Consider the following 18303-nt stretch of genomic DNA (forward strand, 5'->3'; position numbering starts at 1 on the left):
CTCTTGTCCCTTTGGTGAGCTGTGAGTTGTTCACGGCTCATGCGAGATACGTCACGGTCCGGGGCCAAAGTCCCGGACCGTGGTGTGTACTGGACCGCATGCCTGAGCACGTCTCGACTCTTCAACTGATCGGCGTGACCGTCCTCACCGTGGCGGGCGTCGTCTGGGCCCTCGCGGTGACGCGCCTGATGCGCCGCGCCCGCGTCGAGGCCGCCGCTCTGCCGGCCCTCCCGCACCAGCCGGACGTCGGCCCCGTCCACGAGTACGTCGAACTGACCCCGGCGGAACAGGACGCCTTCGCGGGCCTCGTACGACGCCTCGACGGCCGCTGACGGAAGAGCGCCGAAGCTCCTGCCGGGCGCCTCAGCCCTGCCGTGCCGCGCGCCGCTCCATGGCGTCCCGGGCCGCGTCCTCCGTCGTGTAGACCTCGCACATGTGCCGCCCGTCGGGCGTCGCCGTGTGTTCGACCTCCCACAGGGAGACTTCCCGGCCGTCCGCCAGCAGGAACGCGTGCTCGTACAGCGCGAAGCTCAGCCCCGCCCGGCCGACCCGCCCGGGCCGCCCGAACGCCTGGGTGATCTGGTGCGCGGCCGCCGTCGCCAGCAGCGCCGCGGTCTCCGCGCCCGGCCGGTCGGGGTTCTCCGCACGGCGCAGCAGCCGGCGCGCGTGGTCCGCCGAGTTGTCCGGGGCGTACACATGCCGGGGCTCGGGAATCGACGACAGCTGCATCAGCACCGGCAGCTCGAAGTCCGGTGTGTCGGGCGACAGCGCGAGCCGGGCGGTGGCCGTGTGCAGTTCCTCCTCGTCGACGTACACCTCGTGCTGTGCGTCGCCACCCGGCACGGTGTTGTGGACGAGTTCCCACAGGGTCACCGCCGAGCCGTCGGCGAGCAGCCAGGTGTGCCGGTACGTCTCGCGGTGCAGCCCCGCGCTGTGGTGGGCGGAGCGCAGGGAACTGTCGTGCGCCAGGGCGCAGTCGAGCCGCCGTATCACCTCGTCGGGCAGCTCGAAGGAGTTCAGGGCACGGCCGAGGAGTCGCTCGAGATGCTCCTCCGGAGACTCGGGCGACTCGGCTGGTTCGTACGCTGCCGTCTCGTACGGAACGCTCAAGGCTTCTCCCGGCGTTGCTGCATGTCACCTTGTGGGTGCATACCGTAGCCCCTCGGTCGGACATCATGTCCGGGAACCGAGAAAACGTATGCCGGGAAAACGTGAAGGCCGCGCGAGAAGTTCCCGCGCGGCCTCACATCCCGTCAGAACCTGCCGGTCAGGCGGCACTTCCGGCGGTCCAGGCACTCCACGCCATGTTCCAGCCGTTGAGCCCGTTGTCCGGGGACACCGTGGTGTCCGGGGAGTTCTTCACGATCACGACGTCCCCGATGAGCGAGTTGTCGTAGAACCACTTGGCCGTCGTGTCGCCCTGCGCGCCCTGCACGTCCGCCAGGCCGACGCAGCCGTGGCTGGTGCCCTCCCGGCCGAACGGCGGGTTGCCCCGGTTGTACCAGTAGTTGCCGTGGATGAAGGTGCCGGACGACGTCAGACGCATCGCGTGCGGCACGTCCGGGATGTCGTACTCCCCGCCGAAGCCGACCGTCGACCCGTTCATCCGGGTCTGCACGAACTTCTCGGAGATCACCATCTGCCCGTTGTACGTGGTGTGCTGCGCGCTGCCCGCGGAGATCGGCACCGACTTGAGCGTCTTGCCGTCCCGCACCACCGTCATGGTCTGCGTGTTGACGTCGACCGTGGAGACCTGCGAGCGCCCGATCGTGAAGGACACCGTCTTCTTCTGCACGCCGTAGACGCCGCTCGCGCCCTGCACCCCGTCCAGGTCGATCTTCATCGTGACCTTGGAGCCGGCCTTCCAGTACTCCTGCGGCCGGAAGTCGAGCCGCTGGTCCCCGAACCAGTGCCCGACCACCTGCTGCCCGCTGCTGGAGTTGACCGTGATGTGCGACTGCACGGCCTTCTTGTCGGTGATGGACTTGTCGAAGGTGAACGACACCGGCATGCCCACACCGACCGTCGAGCCGTTGTCCGGCGTGTACGTGCCGATGAAGCTGTTCGCCGAGCTGACGGTGGTGAAGATGGAGTTGGCCGCCGCCGTACGTCCGCTCGCGTCCTTCGCGGTCGCGTCGATCTCGTACTTCGTGCCGCGCTCCAGCTGCTCCTTCGGCTTCCAGCTGCTGCCGTCCGCGGATATCGCCCCCGGGACCGTCTGCCCCGACCCCGCCACGGTCATCTTCACGTCCGTCAGCTTGCCGTCGCTGACCTTCACGCCGGTCGCGTTGATGGACGCGCCGGTCGAACCGTCCTTGGCCGAGATCACCACCTTCGCCGTCGACGTCTTGGGCGAGTCCTTGCCGCCCTTGCCGTCGTCGGTGGCGTTGGCGTTTCCGCCGCAGGCGGTCAGGGTGAGGGCGCCGACCATCAGGGCGGCACAGGCCCCCAGTGCGCGCCGCGCTGCAATGTCCGGCGTTGTCACGGGCTGCTCCAGGTTCGTGTGATGTGCGTGATCCGTTCCAGTGCGTGAAGAAAGAGGGATCCGGCCCCGGGGGAGGTTCCCTCCGTTGCTCATGCACGCCATCACGTGACAGAACCGCGACAATCCGGGGCTCAACCCCGGTTTTACCGGCCCCCGTACAACTCCTCGTACGACGGCCACACTCCACCCGGCCCGTCGACCGACTCGGCGGCGCGCACGGCCCGTACGATCGCGCGCGTCACGAGATCGGCGCCGGCCGCGAGGATGTCGTTGAGCGCCAGCGGATGCCCGCCGAGCGGGCGCGCGCCCGTCGCCAGCGCGAACACCGTGTCGCCGTCGTGCAGCAGGTGCACCGGCCGTACGGCGCGTGCGATGCCGTCGTGGGCCGTGCCCGCGAGCTTCTGCGCCTGCGCCTTGGTGAGGTCGGCGTCGGTCGCGACCACCGCGAGCGTCGTGTTCAGCGGCGGGGGCGCGTTCTTGGAAGCGGCCGCGTCGAGCCGCCGGCGCGCGGCCTCGTGCACGCGTGCCTCCGGGTACTCCACCCGCCCCTGGAACAACTCCCCGTACAGCACGCCCGTTTCGGGATCCATCACCGCCCCCGCGGCATTCGCGACCACCAGCGCGGCCACGGTGACCCCCGAGCCGAGGACCGTGCTCGCGGTCCCCACCCCGCCCTTGAACTGCCCCGCCACGGCTCCCGTACCAGCGCCCACACACCCCTCGTGCACCCGGGCGCCCGGCGCGCTCGCCGCAGCAGCCTCGACCGCCGCCCGCCCGGTCGCCGCGTCCGGGCGGGCGCGGAAGTTCCCGCCGCGCCCCAGGTCGAAGACGCAGGCGGCGGGGACCACCGGCACGACATGGGCCGGATCCGTCCCGACCGGCACCCCACGTCCCCGCTCCTCGAGCCAGGCCATGACACCGGACGCCGCGTCGAGCCCGTAGGCGCTGCCTCCGGTCAGCACGACGGCGTCGACCTTCTGCACCACGTTGCGCGGGTCGAGGGCGTCGGTCTCCTTGGTCCCGGGGCCGCCTCCGCGCACGTCCACGGCGGCGACGGCGCCGCCCTCGGGCGCGAGGACGACCGTGGCGCCGGTGAGCCAGCCGTCCCCGCTGAGGGTGGCGTGTCCCACCCGCAGCCCGGCGACATCCGTCAATGCGTCAACTGTCATGGGGGCAGTCTGGCCCACCCCCAGGACGCGTCCGCAGGGTTCAGGCGGCCGGCGCCGTCGCGCTCGCGCGCCGCTCGCGGTCGACCATGCGCGCCGTGAGCGTCACCCCGACCGCCACCGCGGCCGCCGACACGAGCCCCGCGGCGAGCACCGCCCACCCGCCCAGGAAGGTGCAGCAGACCACCAGCAGCGCCGTGACCGGGAGGATCAGCTGCTGGCTGGTGCCGACCTTGAAGTGCCGCGAGTGCAGTGCCCACACGGTCAGCAGGTACAGCGCCGTCGGCAGGGTCACGGCCGCCGAGGCGGACAGCGTGGAGATGTGCGCCTTGCCGACCGCCTGCTCCACCGCCACCTCCAGGCCCGCGCCGATCGCCGCGGCCGAGGCGAAGATCAGGTAGTGGCCGTAGCCCCACAGGAACGCCTGTCTGTTGGAGGCCAGGTGACCGTGGATGGGCACGACGAAGTAGATCCACCACGCGGAGAAGACGATCAGCAGGCCGCCCGCCGCGATCGGCAGCAGCTCACCCAGCGCGTCGTGCTCGTCCACCGCCGACTTCACGGCCACCGTGGCCGCGGCGATCGTCTCGCCCAGCACGATGATCGTGAACAGGCCGTACCGCTCCGCGATGTGGTGCGCGTGCCAGGACGTCTCGTGGTTCCTCTCGGCGTACACCGGCACGCACAGCTCCGCGATCGCCATCACCAGGAACACCCAGGGCCGGGCCGGCTCGGGCAGCAGGATCAGCCCCAGCCAGCCGACCAGGCACACCAGCACACCGCACGCGTATCTGAGCGCCGCGGTCCGCTCCGCGCCCTCGGCCGATCTCGCCACTCTCAGCCACTGCGCGACCATCGCCAGCCGCATGATCACGTAGCCGAGCCAGACCACCAGGAAGTCGTGCTCCACGAACGCCCGGGAGACGCCCGCGGCCAGCACCAGCACGCCGGCGATCTGGACCAGGGTCACCACCCGGTAGAGCGGGTCGTCGTTGTCGTACGCCGAGGCGAACCACGTGAAGTTCATCCAGGCCCACCAGATGGCGAAGAACACCATCGCGTAGTTCAGGATCCCGTTGCCCGCGTGCCCCTCGGCGACGGCGTGCACGAGTTGCATGCCCGCCTGTGCGATGGCCACGACGAAACACAGGTCGAAGAAGAGCTCCAGAGGTGAGGAGACCCGGTGCGCCTCGTCGCGCCCTCGCGCGGTGAGCCTCCGCAGGGGCCCGTGGGACTCATGCGCGCCCTGTGAAGCGGGCGCCGGAGTGGAACTGGACGTCATGCCTCTCAGGACAGCAGAAAACCGCCGCAATATCTTGTGAACGCATTCACAAGCGCTCGGGGGACCACAGGCCCCGGAGAAGCCCCAGGTCGGAAGGCATCTCTTGGCCTTCGGGCCGGGGCCGTACCCTTGGGGCATGAGCACCGCCCCCGCACCCGAGCCGCGCGACCCGAAGCCCGCGCTGATCTTCGACGACCCGCTGAGCCGGCAGTCCTCGGACGACACCGACCACGGGTGGGGCGAGCGCCCGGACGGCGACAGCGCCGCCGACCTCAAGCGCTTCCTCGACGAGAAGCCGCCCCACCACCTCTGAGCCGTCCGCAGGCTCCCACCCGCCCGCAGGCTCTGAGCCGCCCGCGGGAGCGCCGTCAGCGCTGGTCGTGTTCCGATCCGCGCTGCGCGACCATCGCGTCGCGAATCTGCTTGAGGACCTCCAGCTCGGTCACCTCGATGACCTCCTGCGTGCCCTCGCGCGCCTTCTTGCGGGCCTCCTGCCGCGCCAGGTACTTCGACATCGGCAGCACCATCAGGAAGTACACGACCGTCGCCGTGATCAGGAAGGTCAGTGCGGCGCCGAGGACGGAGCCCCACATCAGCTGGATGCCGTGCGTCCCCTTGCACGAGGTGCTGAGGCACGAGCTGTAGTTGTCCAGGTTCTGTGTGCCGATCGCGCCCACCAGCGGGTTGATGATCCCCTTCACCACCGCGTTGACGATGTTCGTGAAGGCGGCGCCGATGACCACCGCGACTGCCAGATCGACGACGTTCCCGCGCATCAGAAAGGCCTTGAAGCCCTGCAAGATGTTCGGTTCCTTCTTCACGCTCACTTCGGGGACTCTCCTCGCCTGCACCGGGTGTGGAACGGAACGCTCCGCAACCTACGGCACGGGTAGGCCATTGTGTCCAATTCCGTAGCTTGATCGAAGGACTTGACGGCGGGCCGCCGAGGAAGCGGCCGAGGCGGCTCAGCACAGCGTCACCGCCAGTCGTGCCGTGGCGCTCGCACCGACGAGCCGCGCCGCCGTGGTGCGCGGCACCGACAGCACGACCAGCGCCCCGCTCTCGGAGGCACCCTCCAGGGGCTCCGGCACCTTCGTCACCCGCACGCCGCGCGCGAGCACCCGGGCGCCGCCTCCGGCCGCCGGGTCCTCGGCGGCGATGACGTCGACGCGGTCGCCGGGCCGCAGCAACCGGACGGTGGCGGCGTCCGAGATCCGCACCGGCGCCGTCACCACGTCCGCCGCTCCGTGCCGTCGTACGGGTTCCGTGACCGGGTGTCCGCGGACCCGGTCGGCGCGGTGGGGTTCCGCCGCGGTCCGCGGCCCCGCCGCCACGAGCGCGGCCGCCGTCACGGCGAGACCGGCCGCGAGAGCCCGCCTGCGATGCCGTACGAGCCGCTGCAGCTGATACCGCCCGCCGCGCACCCGCACCGGGGCGAAGTGCGGGACCTCGCAGGTCGCCGGGGCATCGGTGCCCAGTGGACGCGGGAGGTAGGGAGAGGGCGCGGAGGGAGTGGGGGACGACGAGGTCAAGGGCACGGGGATCACCGCCTGCGACGAGGAATTCGGCTTGCGATGCCACGATGACGTCTCGCGCCGAAGCCCGCCGGAGCCGGTGGACTACTGGCAGGTTGTGGACAACCCGCCCACGCGAACGGGGAATTCCGCCGCCAGCCCGCTCCCGCCCCGGGCCCGCTCCCGCCCCGGGCCCGCTCCCGCCCCGGGCCCGCTCCCGCCCCGGGCCCGCTCCCGCCCCGGGCCCGCTCCCGCCCCGGGCCCGCTCCCGCCCCGGGCCCGCTCCCGCCCCCCTCGTGCTACGGCAGCTCGAAGCCCGGATCCATCCCGCCGAGCGCGTTCCCGCACAGGCAGTCCCGCGCCCCGGTCTCCGGCAGCGCCGCCACCGTGTCGAACAGCACACCCCGCAAGCGGTCCACGTTGGCCGCGAACACCTGCAGCACCTCCTCGTGGGAGACCCCCTCGCCGGTCTCGGCACCGGCGTCCAGGTCGGTGACCAGGGTCAGCGACGAGTAGCACAGCTCCAGTTCACGGGCGAGCGCCGCCTCGGGGTGGCCGGTCATGCCCACCACCGACCAGCCCTGCGCCTGGTGCCACAACGATTCGGCCCTGGTCGAGAAGCGCGGTCCCTCGACCACGACCAGCGTGCCGCCGTCCACCGGTTCCCAGTCCCGTCCGCGTGCCGCCTTCAACGCGGCGGCCCGTCCGGCGGGGCAGTAGGGGTCGGCCATGGACACGTGCACCACGTTGGGCACCGTGCCGTCGGGCAGCGGCAGCCCGTCGAAGTAGGTCTGCACCCGGGATTTCGTGCGGTCCACGAACTGGTCCGGTACGAGGAGCGTCCCCGGGCCGTACTCGGGGCGCAGCCCGCCCACCGCACACGGTCCGAGGACCTGCCGGACGCCGACCGAGCGCAGGGCCCAGAGGTTGGCGCGGTAGTTGATGCGGTGCGGTGGCAGGTGGTGGCCGCGGCCGTGCCGGGGCAGGAAGGCGACCCGCCGGCCGGCGATCTCGCCGAGGAAGAGGGAGTCGCTGGGCTGCCCGTAGGGGGTGTCCACCTGGACCTCGGTCACGTCGTCGAGGAACGAGTAGAAGCCCGATCCACCGATTACGCCGATCTCTGCGTTCGCCATGACGAGCACATTAGCTGGCCACGAAAGGGTGGGGGAGCCGGTGCCGAAGGGTACGCCTAAGGCCCTGCCGTCGCGTGACGGCAGGGCCCGGGGAGCGATATCTCAGGCTGCGGAGCTGCTGCTGGTCGAGCCCGACGAAGACGAGGACGACGAGGACGTCGACGAGGACGACTTCGAGTCGGACGAGGAAGAACTCGACGACGAGGAGCTGGACGGCTTCGACGCCGGGCTGCTGCTCGACGTGGAGCCGCGGGAGTCGTTGCGGTAGAAGCCGGAGCCCTTGAAGACGATGCCGACCGCGGAGAACACCTTCTTCAGGCGGCCACCGCAGCTGGGGCACTCGGTGAGGGCGTCATCGGTGAACTTCTGCACCGCCTCGAGGCCCTCGCCGCACTCGGTGCACTGGTACTGGTAGGTCGGCACTGTCTTCCTCCTGGCACTCTCGCTCAATGAGTGCTAACAACGGTCCATAGTGACGTATTCCCCGGGGATCAGTCCACCGTCACCGGCACGCGGTGACCGACGCCACGTGCGACGGTCAGGGTCCGGGGCCGGGCGACCAGCCGCGAACGCAGGGCGACCAGGGTGGCCAGCGCGAGCACGGTGCCGGCCATCGGCACCAGGAATCCCGCGCCGCCCCAGAGGCGGTCCTCCAGCTGTCCGGCGACCGTGACGGCGGCCGCCTGGCCGAGCGCGACGGCGCCGGTCAGCCAGGTGAACGCCTCGGTGCGGGCCCCGGCCGGCACCAGGCCCTCGACCAGCGTGTAGCCGGTGATCAGGGCGGGTGCGATGCACATGCCGACCAGCAGGCCGAGACCGGCCAGCAGCAGCACCGAGTGCGCCGTCCACAGCGCGGACGCGGTCAGCGCGAGCGCCGCGTAGCCGAGGACCAGGCGCCGCTGCGGGGCGACCTTCCAGGCGATGGCGCCGCAGACGATGCCGGAGAGCATGTTGCCCGCGGCGAAGGTGCCGTACAGGACCCCGTTCAGGCCGGGCTCGCCGATCGACTCGGTGAACGCCGCCAGCGACACCTGCATGCCGCCGAAGACCGACCCGATGCCCAGGAAGGTCACGATCAGCACCCGTACACCCGGGACGCGCAGGGCGGAGGCGTGCTGCACGCGCGCGTGCCCGCTCTCATCGGTCACCGGCGGCTGTGTGCTCTTCTGCGCGGCGAACAGCAGACCGCCCACGAGCGTCAGCGCGGCCTCGGTCACCAGGCCCGCGGACGGGGTCACGGCGGTGCACAGCGCGGTCGCCAGCAGCGGCCCGAAGACGAAGGTCAGCTCGTCCGTGACGGACTCGAAGGCCGCCGCGGTGGTCATCAGGGGCGAGCCCTGGAGCTTCACGCCCCAGCGCGCGCGCACCATGGGGCCGACCTGCGGGACCGAGGCACCGGTCGGCACGGCGGCTGCGAACAGCGCCCACAGGGGGGCGTGTGCCAGCGCGAGCGCCGTCAGGGTCAGGCCCGACAGCACGTGCACCAGGACGCCGGGGATCAGGACGGCACGCTGCCCGTAGCGGTCGGCGAGGCGGCCGCTGTACGGCGCGAACAGCGCCATGGAGACACCGGTGGCGGCCGCGGCGGCGCCCGCGGCACCGTACGAGCCGGTGGTGTGCTGCACGAGCAGCACGATGGAGATGGTGAGCATCGCGAACGGCTGGCGCGCGGCGAAGCCGGGGAGCAGGAAGGTCCAGGCACCGCGGGTGCGCAGCAGCTGGCCGTATCCCGGGCGGGACGGAGCCGCCGAGTTCTTCGACGGCTCGGTGGTGACCGTGGATTCCACGGCCCGTGCCTTTCTGCCGCCTGGTAGCGCGCCCGTGCGGGGGCGCCGAGAGCTGTCCTCTTGCGCGGAACTGCGGTAGATACCGGCGCCTCTGTGGAGGGCGTCCCGGCCGCCATACGGTCGCGCCAGCTCTGCGTCAGGCAGAGTTGGTTCGATCAGGGTGCCTTTATGTTACAGGGGTCCAGACCTTGTGCGCCTGTGAAAATGAGCACCACAAGGTGCGTTCACCTGGCATTGGTGAGGGTGTGAACAGTGTGAAACGCACCCTTAACGCGCGCCCGCCCCGTTCGTGCCCAGCCAGCCGGCCAGCTTGCCGCCGTGGGCGACGGCGCGCAGGCGCCGTTCCGCCGCGTCGCGCACGGGGTCGGTGGCGACCACGAGGAGTTCGTCGCCGCGCCGCAGCACCGTCGTGGGCAGCGGAACAAACGATTTTCCTTCCCGGACGACGAGGGTGACGGCGGCTCCGGGCGGCAGCCGCAGCTCGTTGACCTCGACGCCGTGCATCCGGGAGCCCTCGGGGATCGAGACGGACAGCAGATGCCCGCGCAGCCGCTCCAGGGGCGCCGACTCGATGCCGAGGTCGGACGCCTCGCCCTTCTCGCCGAGCCGCAGCATGCGCGCCAGCCAGGGCAGGGTCGGCCCCTGGACGAGGGTGTAGACGACGACCAGGACGAAGACGATGTTGAAGATGCGGCGGCTGGTGTCGACCCCGTTCACCATGGGGATCGTCGCCAGGATGATGGGTACGGCGCCGCGCAGCCCGGCCCAGGACATCAGCGCCTGCTCGCGCCAGGGCACCCGGAACGGCACCAGGCTGAGCACCACGCTCAGGGGCCGGGCCACCATGGTCAGCACGAGCCCGATGACCAGGGCCGGCCAGATGTCGTCGCCCAGGTCGTGCGGGGTGACCAGCAGGCCGAGCAGGACGAACATGCCGATCTGGGCGATCCAGCCGACCCCTTCGGCGAAGCCGCGGGTGGCGGGCCAGTGCGGCAGCTTGGCGTTGCCGAGCACCATCGACGCGAGGTAGACCGCCAGGAAGCCGCTGCCGTGCGCCAGCGCGCCTGCCGCGTACGCCATGACCGCGATGGCCATGACGGCGATGGGGTAGAGGCCGGAGGCGGGCAGTGCCACGCGCCTGAGGCCCCAGGCGCCGAGCCAGCCCACCGCGAGGCCTATGGCGGCGCCGATGGCCAGCTCCAGGAGTATCTCGCCCACCAGCACGTACCAGTGCTCGATCGGGCCCGCCTCGGAAAAGGCGAGGACCAGGATGACCACCGGGGCGTCGTTGAAGCCGGACTCCGCCTCCAGGGTGCCCGTCACGCGCGCGGGGAGAGGAATTCTGCGCAGCACCGAGAAGACCGCCGCCGCGTCCGTCGAGGACACCACCGCGCCGATGATGAGCGCCTGCCGCCACTCCAGCCCGATCAGGTAGTGCGCGCCCGCGGCCGTGACCCCGACGCTCGCCGCGACCCCGAACAGTGCCAGGGCCGAGGCGGCCGGCAGGGCCGGCTCGATCTCCTTCCACTTCGTGCCCAGACCACCCTCGGCGAGGATCACGACCAGGGCCGCGTACCCGATGACCTGGGTCATCTCGGCGTTGTTGAAGTGGATGTTCCCGATGCCGTCCTGGCCCATGAGGACGCCGATCCCCAGGTAGACGAGCAGGCTGGGGAGCCCGCTGCGGGAGGAGATCCGGACGGCCGCGACGGCGACCAGGAGGACCAGGGAGCAGACGAGCAGGAGCTGGTCGAGGTGGTGAACAGTCAGCGGCGGTTCCCTTCCTTGGCTCGCGCGCGGGGGCGTGCAAGCTCACGTACACAAGACCCGAGGCTGCGGCGCACCGCATCCAAGTACTTCGTTACCTTACCTAACTCTTGACGTTTTCTTGACACTCGCCGAGGCAAGATCGAACGTCCGTGCACGCCGGTTCCCGACTCCGCGTCAAGCGGCTCGGGGCCCTGCGCCTATGGTTGCTCCAGCGCTCATTCAAAGTCACAGCCCGACCTGCCGCTCGCGTTAGGACAGCAAGGACAGCGATGCCCCCCAACACCACCGCCACAACGGGTGACACCGCCACAACGGGTGCCACGTCCGTCAAGTCCGGCAGGAAGAAGGGGCGCAAAGCCCGACTTGTCGTGCTGGTGCTCGTCCTGGCCATCATCGGAGGCGTCGCCTACGGGGCGTACTGGTCGATCAGCACCGTCCGCGCCTCCTTCCCGCAGACCAAGGGTTCGATCACGCTCCAGGGCCTGTCGGGGCCCGTCGACGTCAAGCGGGACGGCAACGGCATCCCGCAGATCTACGCCTCCTCCGACGAGGACCTGTTCATGGCGCAGGGCTTCGTCCAGGCGCAGGACCGGTTCTACGAGATGGACGTGCGCCGGCACATGACCTCCGGGCGCCTGTCGGAGATGTTCGGCAAGGGCCAGGTCAAGAACGACGAGTTCCTGCGCACCCTCGGCTGGGACCGGATCGCCAAGGAGGAGTACGACACCAAGCTGTCGGACTCCACGAAGAAGTACCTCGACGCGTACGCCAAGGGAGTCAACGCCTACCTCCAGGGCAAGGACGGCAAGGACATCTCCCTGGAGTACGCGGCGCTGGGCTTCACCAACGACTACAAGCCGGCGAAGTGGACCCCGGTCGACTCCGTCTCCTGGCTGAAGGCGATGGCCTGGGACCTGCGCGGCAACATGCAGGACGAGATCGACCGGGCCCTGATGACCAGCCGCCTCGGCCCGCAGCAGATCGAGGACCTGTACCCCGAGTACCCCTACAGCCGCAACAAGCCGATCGTCCAGGAAGGCCAGTACAGCGAGCTGACCAAGACCTTCCAGCAGGGCGGCGGCACAGGCACCTCTCAGGGCGCGACGGGCGCCACCGGCTCCTCCACCTCGTCCACGGCCGGTTCGGCGCTCTCGAGCCAGCTGGCGGGCCTCTACAAGGTCCTGGACGACCTGCCCACCGCCGTCGGCGTGAACGGCCAGGGCATCGGCTCCAACTCCTGGGTCGTCTCCGGGAAGTACACCATCACCAACGAGCCGCTGCTCGCCAACGACCCGCACCTGTCGCCGTCGCTGCCGTCCGTCTGGTACCAGATGGGCCTGCACTGCCGCACCGTCTCCAGCACGTGCCAGTACGACGTCACCGGCTACACCTTCGCCGGCATGCCCGGCGTGATAATCGGCCACAACGCGGACATCGCCTGGGGCATGACCAACTCCGGCGTCGACGTCACCGACCTGTACCTGGAGAAGGTCAGCGGCAACGGCTACCTGTACGACGGCAAGGTCCGGCCCTTCAAGACCCGCGAGGAGACCATCAAGGTCGCCGGCGGCAAGTCCAAGACGATCGTCGTACGCCAGACCGCCGACGGGATGCCGCTGCTGTCCGACCGTGACGACGAACTCGTCCAGGTCGGCAGGAAGGCCGCCGTCAACACCGCCGCGCCCGACCGCGGCGACGGCTACGGCATCGCCCTGAGGTGGACGGCGCTCGACCCGGGCACCTCCATGGACGCCGTGTTCGCCATCGACAGGGCGGCCGACTGGAAGGACTTCCGCACCGCCGCCGCCCTGTTCGACGTGCCCTCGCAGAACCTGATCTACGCCGACACCGAGAACCACATCGGCTACACCCTGCCCGGGAAGATCCCCACCCGCTCCTCGGTGGACGACGGCTCCATCCCGGCGCCCGGCTGGGACTCGAAGTACCGCTGGACCGGCTTCATCAAGCAGGACGAGCTGCCCTACGAGTACAACCCCGCGCGCGGCTACATCGTCACCGCCAACCAGGCCGTGGTCGACCCGGACAAGTACCCGTACACGCTCACCACCGACTGGGGCTACGGCGCCCGCAGCCAGCGCATCACCGACCTGATCGAGTCCAAGATCAAGGACGGCGGCAGGATCTCCCCCGAGGACATGCGACAGATGCAGCTGGACAACAGCAGCGAGATCGCCAAGCTGCTGGTGCCCAAGCTGCTGAAGATCAACCTCGACGACAAGAACGTCCGGGAGGCGCAGAAGCTGCTGGAGGGCTGGGACTACACCCAGGACGCCGACTCCGCGGCGGCCGCCTACTTCAACGCGGTGTGGCGCAACATCCTCAAGCTCGCCTTCGGCAACAAGCTCCCCAAGGAGCTGCGCGTCAAGGGCCAGTGCCTGTGGGTCGACAAGATCGACAGCACCGGTCCGGTGGACGACGACACCAAGGTGCGCGAGTGCGGCCAGCGCGACGCCGACCAGGCGCAGCCGGACGGCGGCGACCGCTGGTTCGAGGTCGTGCGCAAGCTGATGGACAAGCCGGACAGCGACTGGTGGAAGACGCCCAAGTCGGGCACCCGCCCCGAGGCGAACAACCGCGACCAGCTGTTCGCCCGCGCCATGATCGACGCCCGCTGGGAGCTGACCGCCAAGCTCGGCAAGGACATCGACACCTGGAGCTGGGGCCGGCTGCACCGCCTGTTCCTGAAGAACCAGACGCTCGGCACCGAGGGTCCCGAGTTCCTGCAGTACATCCTCAACCGCGGCCCGTGGAAGCTCAGCGGCGGCGAGGCCACCGTCAACGCGACCGGCTGGAACGCGGCCGGCGGCTACGGCGTCGTCTGGGTGCCGTCGATGCGCATGGTGGTCAACCTCAAGGACTTCGACAAGTCGAAGTGGATCAACCTGACCGGAGCCTCCGGGCACGCCTTCAGCGCCCACTACACCGACCAGACGAGCAAGTGGGCCAAGGGCGAGTTGCTGCCCTGGTCGTTCTCGGACAAGGCGGTCGACCGGAGCACGAGCGACACCCTCGTCCTCAAACCGTGAGCCTCCCCCAGTGCCTTAAGGGCCTGGGGGACCCCCATCAGCACACCGGCACAACGGCCCTCCACGCGCGCGTGGAGGGCCGTTCCGGTACGAGAGGACCGTTCTCAGGCCGTTCGGAAGCGGCGCACGCCCGACGGCGTCACCACCGCGTGCACCGGCTGATCGTGCGCCTCCGCCGGGACGCGCGCGACGACCTCCGTGTCGTACAGGAGCACCACGAGCGCGGGGTGTGCGCCCGCACTCTCCAGCCGCGCGAGCACCCGGTCGTACGATCCTCCGCCGCGCCCGAGGCGCATCCCGCGCGCGTCCACCGCGAGCCCGGGCAGCAGAACGACGTCCGCCGCGGTCACGGCGTCCGGGCCGAGGCGCTCGCCGGAAGGCTCGAACAGGGCCATCTTTCCGCCGTGTTGGATCCGCGCGAGCGAGTCCGGACCGGCGTACTCGCCCCAGTCCAGGTCGTTGTCGGGCAGGAGCGCGGGGAGCAGGACGCGCACGCCCCGCGCGCGCAGCGCGTCCAGCAGTGCGAGCGTGCCGGGCTCGCTCCCGACGGAGACGTACGCCGCCACCGAGCGCGCACGCGCCAGTTCGGGCAGCTCAAGGGCGCGCGCGGCCAGCGTGTCGCCCGCCTCCCGCACGACATCCTCCGTCAACCTGTTCCTCACCGCGAGGAACTCCCGTCGCAACATTCGCTTGTCAGGCTCGGCCGTGCGTCCGTCGTGTTCCACAGGTCGTTCCCGCGCCTTCCTTGATGTGCTCATATGAGGGCCAACTGACCGGAGCCACAGATTCCCTACAAAGGCACCGGATAAGGTTGCGGGCATGACTCAGTCGCACCCCAGGATCAGCAAGGCTGTCATTCCCGCAGCAGGCCTCGGTACCCGGTTCCTGCCGGCCACCAAAGCCACTCCCAAGGAGATGCTGCCGGTCGTGGACAAGCCGGCGATCCAGTACGTGGTCGAGGAGGCCGTGTCGGCGGGGCTCGACGACGTCCTCATGATCACCGGACGCAACAAGCGTCCCCTCGAGGATCACTTCGACCGCAACTACGAGCTCGAGTCGGCCCTCCAGAAGAAGGGCGACGCCGGTCGGCTCGCCAAGGTCCAGGAGTCCAGCGACCTGGCCACCATGCACTATGTCCGCCAGGGCGACCCCAAGGGCCTCGGCCACGCCGTCCTGTGCGCGGCCCCGCACGTCGGCCACGAGCCCTTCGCCGTCCTCCTCGGTGACGACCTGATCGACCCGCGCGACCCGCTGCTCCAGCGCATGATCGAGGTTCAGGAGCAGCACGGCGGCAGCGTGATCGCGCTCATGGAGGTCGCGCCCGAGCAGATCCACCTCTACGGCTGCGCGGCCGTCGAGACCACCGCCGACGGCGACGTGGTCAAGGTGACCGGCCTGGTCGAGAAGCCGGACCCGGCGGACGCCCCGTCGAACTACGCGATCATCGGCCGCTACGTCCTCGACCCGCACATCTTCGACATACTGCGCAAGACCGAGCCCGGCCGCGGCGGCGAGATCCAGCTGACCGACGCCCTCCAGCAGCTCGCCCAGGACGAGAAGGTCGGCGGCCCGGTGCACGGCGTCGTCTTCAAGGGCCGCCGCTATGACACCGGCGACCGTGGCGACTACCTGCGTGCCATTGTCAGACTGGCGTGCGAACGTGAAGACCTGGGCCCGGACTTCCGGACCTGGCTTCGCAGTTACGTAGCCGAGGAGATGTAGCAACGTTGAGCAGCGCCGCGACCAGCCCCGCCGGCCCGGACCACCTCTGGTCAGTGGACGAGCACCTGGAGGACATCCTCACCACCGTCCGCCCCCTCGAACCCATCGAGCTGCAGCTGCTCGACGCCCAGGGCTGTGTCCTGGTCGACGACGTCACGGTGCCGGTCTCCCTGCCGCCGTTCGACAACAGCTCGATGGACGGGTACGCGGTGCGGGTCGCGGACGTCGCCGGCGCCACCGAGGAGTTCCCGGCCGTCCTGGAGGTCGTCGGGGACGTCGCGGCCGGCGCCGCCCACCTGGTCCGGGTCGGCCCCGGCCAGGCGGCCCGCATCATGACCGGTGCCCCGCTGCCGCCCGGTGCCGAGGCCGTCGTCCCCGTCGAGTGGACCGACGGCGGGCTCGGCGAGGGGCCGGCCAGCGGGATGCGGGCCCGCGCCCTGGCCCCGAGGGCGCGGAGGGGCACGTACGCGTGCACCGCCCCGCCGAGGCACGCGCGCACGTGCGCGCCAGGGGCAGCGACGTGAAGGCCGGGGATCTCGCCCTGGAGGCCGGGACGATCCTCGGTCCGCCGCAGATCGCGCTGCTCGCCGCGATCGGCCGGGGCACGGTACGGGTGCGCCCGCGCCCGCGCGTGGTCGTCCTGTCCACGGGCAGCGAACTCGTCCAGCCGGGCGAGGAACTGGGCAAGGGCCAGATCTACGACTCCAACAGCTTCGCCCTCACCGCGGCCGCACGCGACGCGGGCGCCATCGCCTACCGGGTGGGCGCCGTCGCCGACGACGCCGACATCCTGCGTTCCGCCATCGAGGACCAGCTCATCCGTGCCGACCTGCTGGTGACCACGGGCGGGGTGAGCGTCGGGGCGTACGACGTCGTCAAGGAGGCGCTGTCGCACGTCGGCGACGAGGACGAGGCGGGCGGCGGCATCGACTTCCGCAAGATCGCCATGCAGCCCGGCAAGCCCCAGGGCTTCGGCTCCATCGGCCGTGACCACACGCCCCTGCTGGCCCTGCCCGGCAACCCCGTGTCGTCGTACGTCTCCTTCGAGCTGTTCGTCCGCCCGGCGATCCGCACCCTGATGGGCCTCGAGGACGTCCACCGGCCCCACACCCGGGCCACCCTGCGGTCGGACAAGGCGCTCGGCTCGCCCAAGGGGCGCCGGCAGTTCCTGCGCGGAACGTACGCCGACGGCGAGGTGACCCCCGTGGGCGGCTCCGGTTCCCATCTGATCGCGGCGCTGGCGCACGCCGACGCGCTGATCGTCGTCCCCGAGGACGTGGAGTCCGTCGAGCCCGGTACGGACGTGGAGGTCGTGCTGCTCGGCTGACGAGCGGGCGGTACCGTGTCGCGCACAACAGGCCCGTGCACCGCACCGTGACGGGCCCGGACCGGGAGCGCCGCACAGCATGAGTACCGAGGACCGACTGACGCACATCGACGACGCGGGCGCGGCCCGCATGGTCGACGTATCCGGGAAGGACGTGACCGCGCGCACCGCCCGCGCGAGCGGCCGGGTCCTGGTGTCACCCCGTGTGGTCGAGCTGCTGCGGGGTGAGGGGGTGCCGAAGGGGGACGCCCTGGCGACCGCGCGGATCGCGGGGATCATGGGCGCCAAGCGCACCCCGGACCTGATCCCGCTGTGTCACCCGTTGTCGGTGTCCGGTGTGAAACTGGATCTGTCGGTCGCGGACGACGCCGTGGAGATCCAGGCCACCGTGAAGACGACGGACCGCACGGGCGTCGAGATGGAGGCCCTCACCGCGGTGACGGTCGCCGCGCTCACCGTGATCGACATGGTCAAGGCGGTCGACAAGGGAGCGGTCATCACGGACGTGCGGGTGGAGGAGAAGACGGGCGGCAAGTCGGGCGACTGGAGCCGGGCATGAGCTACCGCGCTCTGGTGGTCACCGCCTCCAACCGGGCTGCCGCAGGGGTCTACGAGGACAAGGGCGGCCCCCTGATCGCCGACGGCCTGAGGAGCTTCGGCTTCGAGGTCGACGGCCCCCAGGTCGTGCCGGACGGGGATCCGGTGGAGGCGGCGCTGCGCGCCGGCGCCGACGCCGGCTACGACGCCATCGTCACCACCGGCGGCACCGGCATCTCGCCCACCGACCGCACGCCCGAGGCGACCCGCGCGGTGATCGACTACGAGGTGCCGGGCATCGCGGAGGCGATCCGTGCGTTCGGCCGGGAGAAGGTGCCGACCGCGGCGCTGTCCCGGGGCCTGGCCGGGGTGGCGGGGCGGACGCTGATCGTCAATCTTCCGGGCTCCACCGGCGGGGTGCGGGACGGCCTCGCCGTCCTGGAGCCGCTGCTGGTCCACGCCGTCGACCAGATCCGCGGCGGCGACCACCCGAGACCCAGTAGTGGGGGTGCGAGCTGAACAGCCCTTCCTGG

17 protein-coding genes and 1 pseudogene are annotated in these 18303 nt (G+C 70.7%); 7 read left to right on the forward strand and 11 right to left on the reverse strand.

The features are described 5' to 3' along the window. The first annotated feature begins 98 nt into the window (after nucleotides 1–98). Nucleotides 99–332, forward strand: a complete 234-nt coding sequence (locus CRP49_RS16775) for a hypothetical protein (protein WP_094217325.1) — start codon at nucleotides 99–101, stop codon at nucleotides 330–332. 31 nt (nucleotides 333–363) lie between these two features. Here the strand turns inward: CRP49_RS16775 and CRP49_RS16780 are convergent, their stop codons facing one another. The 4 genes from CRP49_RS16780 to CRP49_RS16795 form a co-directional block, all read right to left on the reverse strand. Continuing rightward, on the reverse strand, nucleotides 364–1110 hold the full coding sequence (locus CRP49_RS16780) for a DUF6227 family protein (protein ID WP_097254093.1): 747 nt from the start codon (nucleotides 1108–1110) through the stop codon (nucleotides 364–366). A 157-nt stretch (nucleotides 1111–1267) separates the two neighbouring features. After that, nucleotides 1268–2485: an Ig-like domain-containing protein gene (locus CRP49_RS16785; protein ID WP_097254094.1), complete on the reverse strand. Its 1218-nt coding sequence runs from the start codon at nucleotides 2483–2485 to the stop codon at nucleotides 1268–1270. A 143-nt stretch (nucleotides 2486–2628) separates the two neighbouring features. Further along, nucleotides 2629–3654: a P1 family peptidase gene (locus CRP49_RS16790; protein WP_179851647.1), complete on the reverse strand. Its 1026-nt coding sequence runs from the start codon at nucleotides 3652–3654 to the stop codon at nucleotides 2629–2631. 40 nt (nucleotides 3655–3694) lie between these two features. Further along, on the reverse strand, nucleotides 3695–4933 hold the full coding sequence (locus CRP49_RS16795; protein ID WP_097254096.1) for a low temperature requirement protein A: 1239 nt from the start codon (nucleotides 4931–4933) through the stop codon (nucleotides 3695–3697). 136 nt (nucleotides 4934–5069) lie between these two features. Between CRP49_RS16795 and CRP49_RS16800 the strand changes: the two genes are divergently transcribed. Then, a complete protein-coding gene (locus tag CRP49_RS16800; protein ID WP_097254097.1) occupies nucleotides 5070–5246 on the forward strand; it encodes a hypothetical protein in 177 nt (58 codons plus the stop codon). 55 nt (nucleotides 5247–5301) lie between these two features. Here CRP49_RS16800 and mscL read toward each other — a convergent pair whose 3' ends face one another. The 6 genes from mscL to CRP49_RS16835 all read right to left on the reverse strand — a co-directional run bounded on the left by mscL (nucleotide 5302) and on the right by CRP49_RS16835 (nucleotide 11137). Continuing rightward, complete coding sequence (mscL, locus tag CRP49_RS16805; protein ID WP_097254098.1) at nucleotides 5302–5760, reverse strand: large conductance mechanosensitive channel protein MscL; 459 nt, start codon at nucleotides 5758–5760, stop codon at nucleotides 5302–5304. Nucleotides 5761–5898: 138 nt separating this feature from the next. Beyond that, a complete protein-coding gene (locus tag CRP49_RS16810; protein ID WP_179851648.1) occupies nucleotides 5899–6471 on the reverse strand; it encodes a hypothetical protein in 573 nt (190 codons plus the stop codon). Between the two features lie 275 nt (nucleotides 6472–6746). Beyond that, nucleotides 6747–7580 carry an S-methyl-5'-thioadenosine phosphorylase gene (locus tag CRP49_RS16815; protein WP_097254099.1) on the reverse strand — a complete coding sequence of 278 codons (834 nt, stop codon included), beginning with the start codon at nucleotides 7578–7580 and terminating at the stop codon, nucleotides 6747–6749. Between the two features lie 102 nt (nucleotides 7581–7682). Continuing rightward, nucleotides 7683–8003 (reverse strand): FmdB family zinc ribbon protein, encoded by a 321-nt coding sequence (locus tag CRP49_RS16820; RefSeq protein ID WP_097254100.1) that lies wholly within the window; start codon nucleotides 8001–8003, stop codon nucleotides 7683–7685. 68 nt (nucleotides 8004–8071) lie between these two features. After that, a complete protein-coding gene (locus CRP49_RS16825; protein ID WP_097254101.1) occupies nucleotides 8072–9367 on the reverse strand; it encodes an MFS transporter in 1296 nt (431 codons plus the stop codon). A 267-nt stretch (nucleotides 9368–9634) separates the two neighbouring features. Continuing rightward, nucleotides 9635–11137, reverse strand: a complete 1503-nt coding sequence (locus CRP49_RS16835) for a potassium/proton antiporter (protein WP_097254102.1) — start codon at nucleotides 11135–11137, stop codon at nucleotides 9635–9637. Between the two features lie 269 nt (nucleotides 11138–11406). Between CRP49_RS16835 and CRP49_RS16840 the strand changes: the two genes are divergently transcribed. Beyond that, nucleotides 11407–14184 carry a penicillin acylase family protein gene (locus CRP49_RS16840; protein ID WP_097254103.1) on the forward strand — a complete coding sequence of 926 codons (2778 nt, stop codon included), beginning with the start codon at nucleotides 11407–11409 and terminating at the stop codon, nucleotides 14182–14184. A gap of 104 nt (nucleotides 14185–14288) precedes the next feature. On the opposite strand, the gene CRP49_RS16845 is transcribed toward CRP49_RS16840, so the two are convergent. Beyond that, nucleotides 14289–14870 carry a 5-formyltetrahydrofolate cyclo-ligase gene (locus CRP49_RS16845; protein WP_179851649.1) on the reverse strand — a complete coding sequence of 194 codons (582 nt, stop codon included), beginning with the start codon at nucleotides 14868–14870 and terminating at the stop codon, nucleotides 14289–14291. Between the two features lie 133 nt (nucleotides 14871–15003). Here CRP49_RS16845 and galU point away from each other — a divergent pair, with 133 nt between their 5' ends. From galU to CRP49_RS16865, 4 genes and pseudogenes are all read left to right on the forward strand, one after another. After that, nucleotides 15004–15906 carry a UTP--glucose-1-phosphate uridylyltransferase GalU gene (galU, locus tag CRP49_RS16850; protein ID WP_094217337.1) on the forward strand — a complete coding sequence of 301 codons (903 nt, stop codon included), beginning with the start codon at nucleotides 15004–15006 and terminating at the stop codon, nucleotides 15904–15906. A gap of 5 nt (nucleotides 15907–15911) precedes the next feature. After that, nucleotides 15912–17233 (forward strand): annotated as a pseudogene (glp, locus tag CRP49_RS16855) (gephyrin-like molybdotransferase Glp). A gap of 79 nt (nucleotides 17234–17312) precedes the next feature. Next, nucleotides 17313–17792, forward strand: coding sequence for a cyclic pyranopterin monophosphate synthase MoaC (gene moaC, locus CRP49_RS16860; protein WP_097254105.1), 480 nt, complete (start codon nucleotides 17313–17315; stop codon nucleotides 17790–17792). After that, the gene (locus CRP49_RS16865) at nucleotides 17789–18289 is read left to right on the forward strand and encodes a molybdenum cofactor biosynthesis protein B (protein WP_097254106.1); all 501 of its coding nucleotides are present in this window, start codon (nucleotides 17789–17791) and stop codon (nucleotides 18287–18289) included. The genes moaC and CRP49_RS16865 overlap by 4 nt, the downstream gene beginning before the upstream one ends. The last annotated feature ends 14 nt before the right edge of the window (nucleotides 18290–18303 follow it).

This window comes from Streptomyces sp. Ag109_G2-15 (assembly GCF_900215565.1).
Lineage (GTDB): Bacteria > Actinomycetota > Actinomycetes > Streptomycetales > Streptomycetaceae > Streptomyces > Streptomyces diastatochromogenes.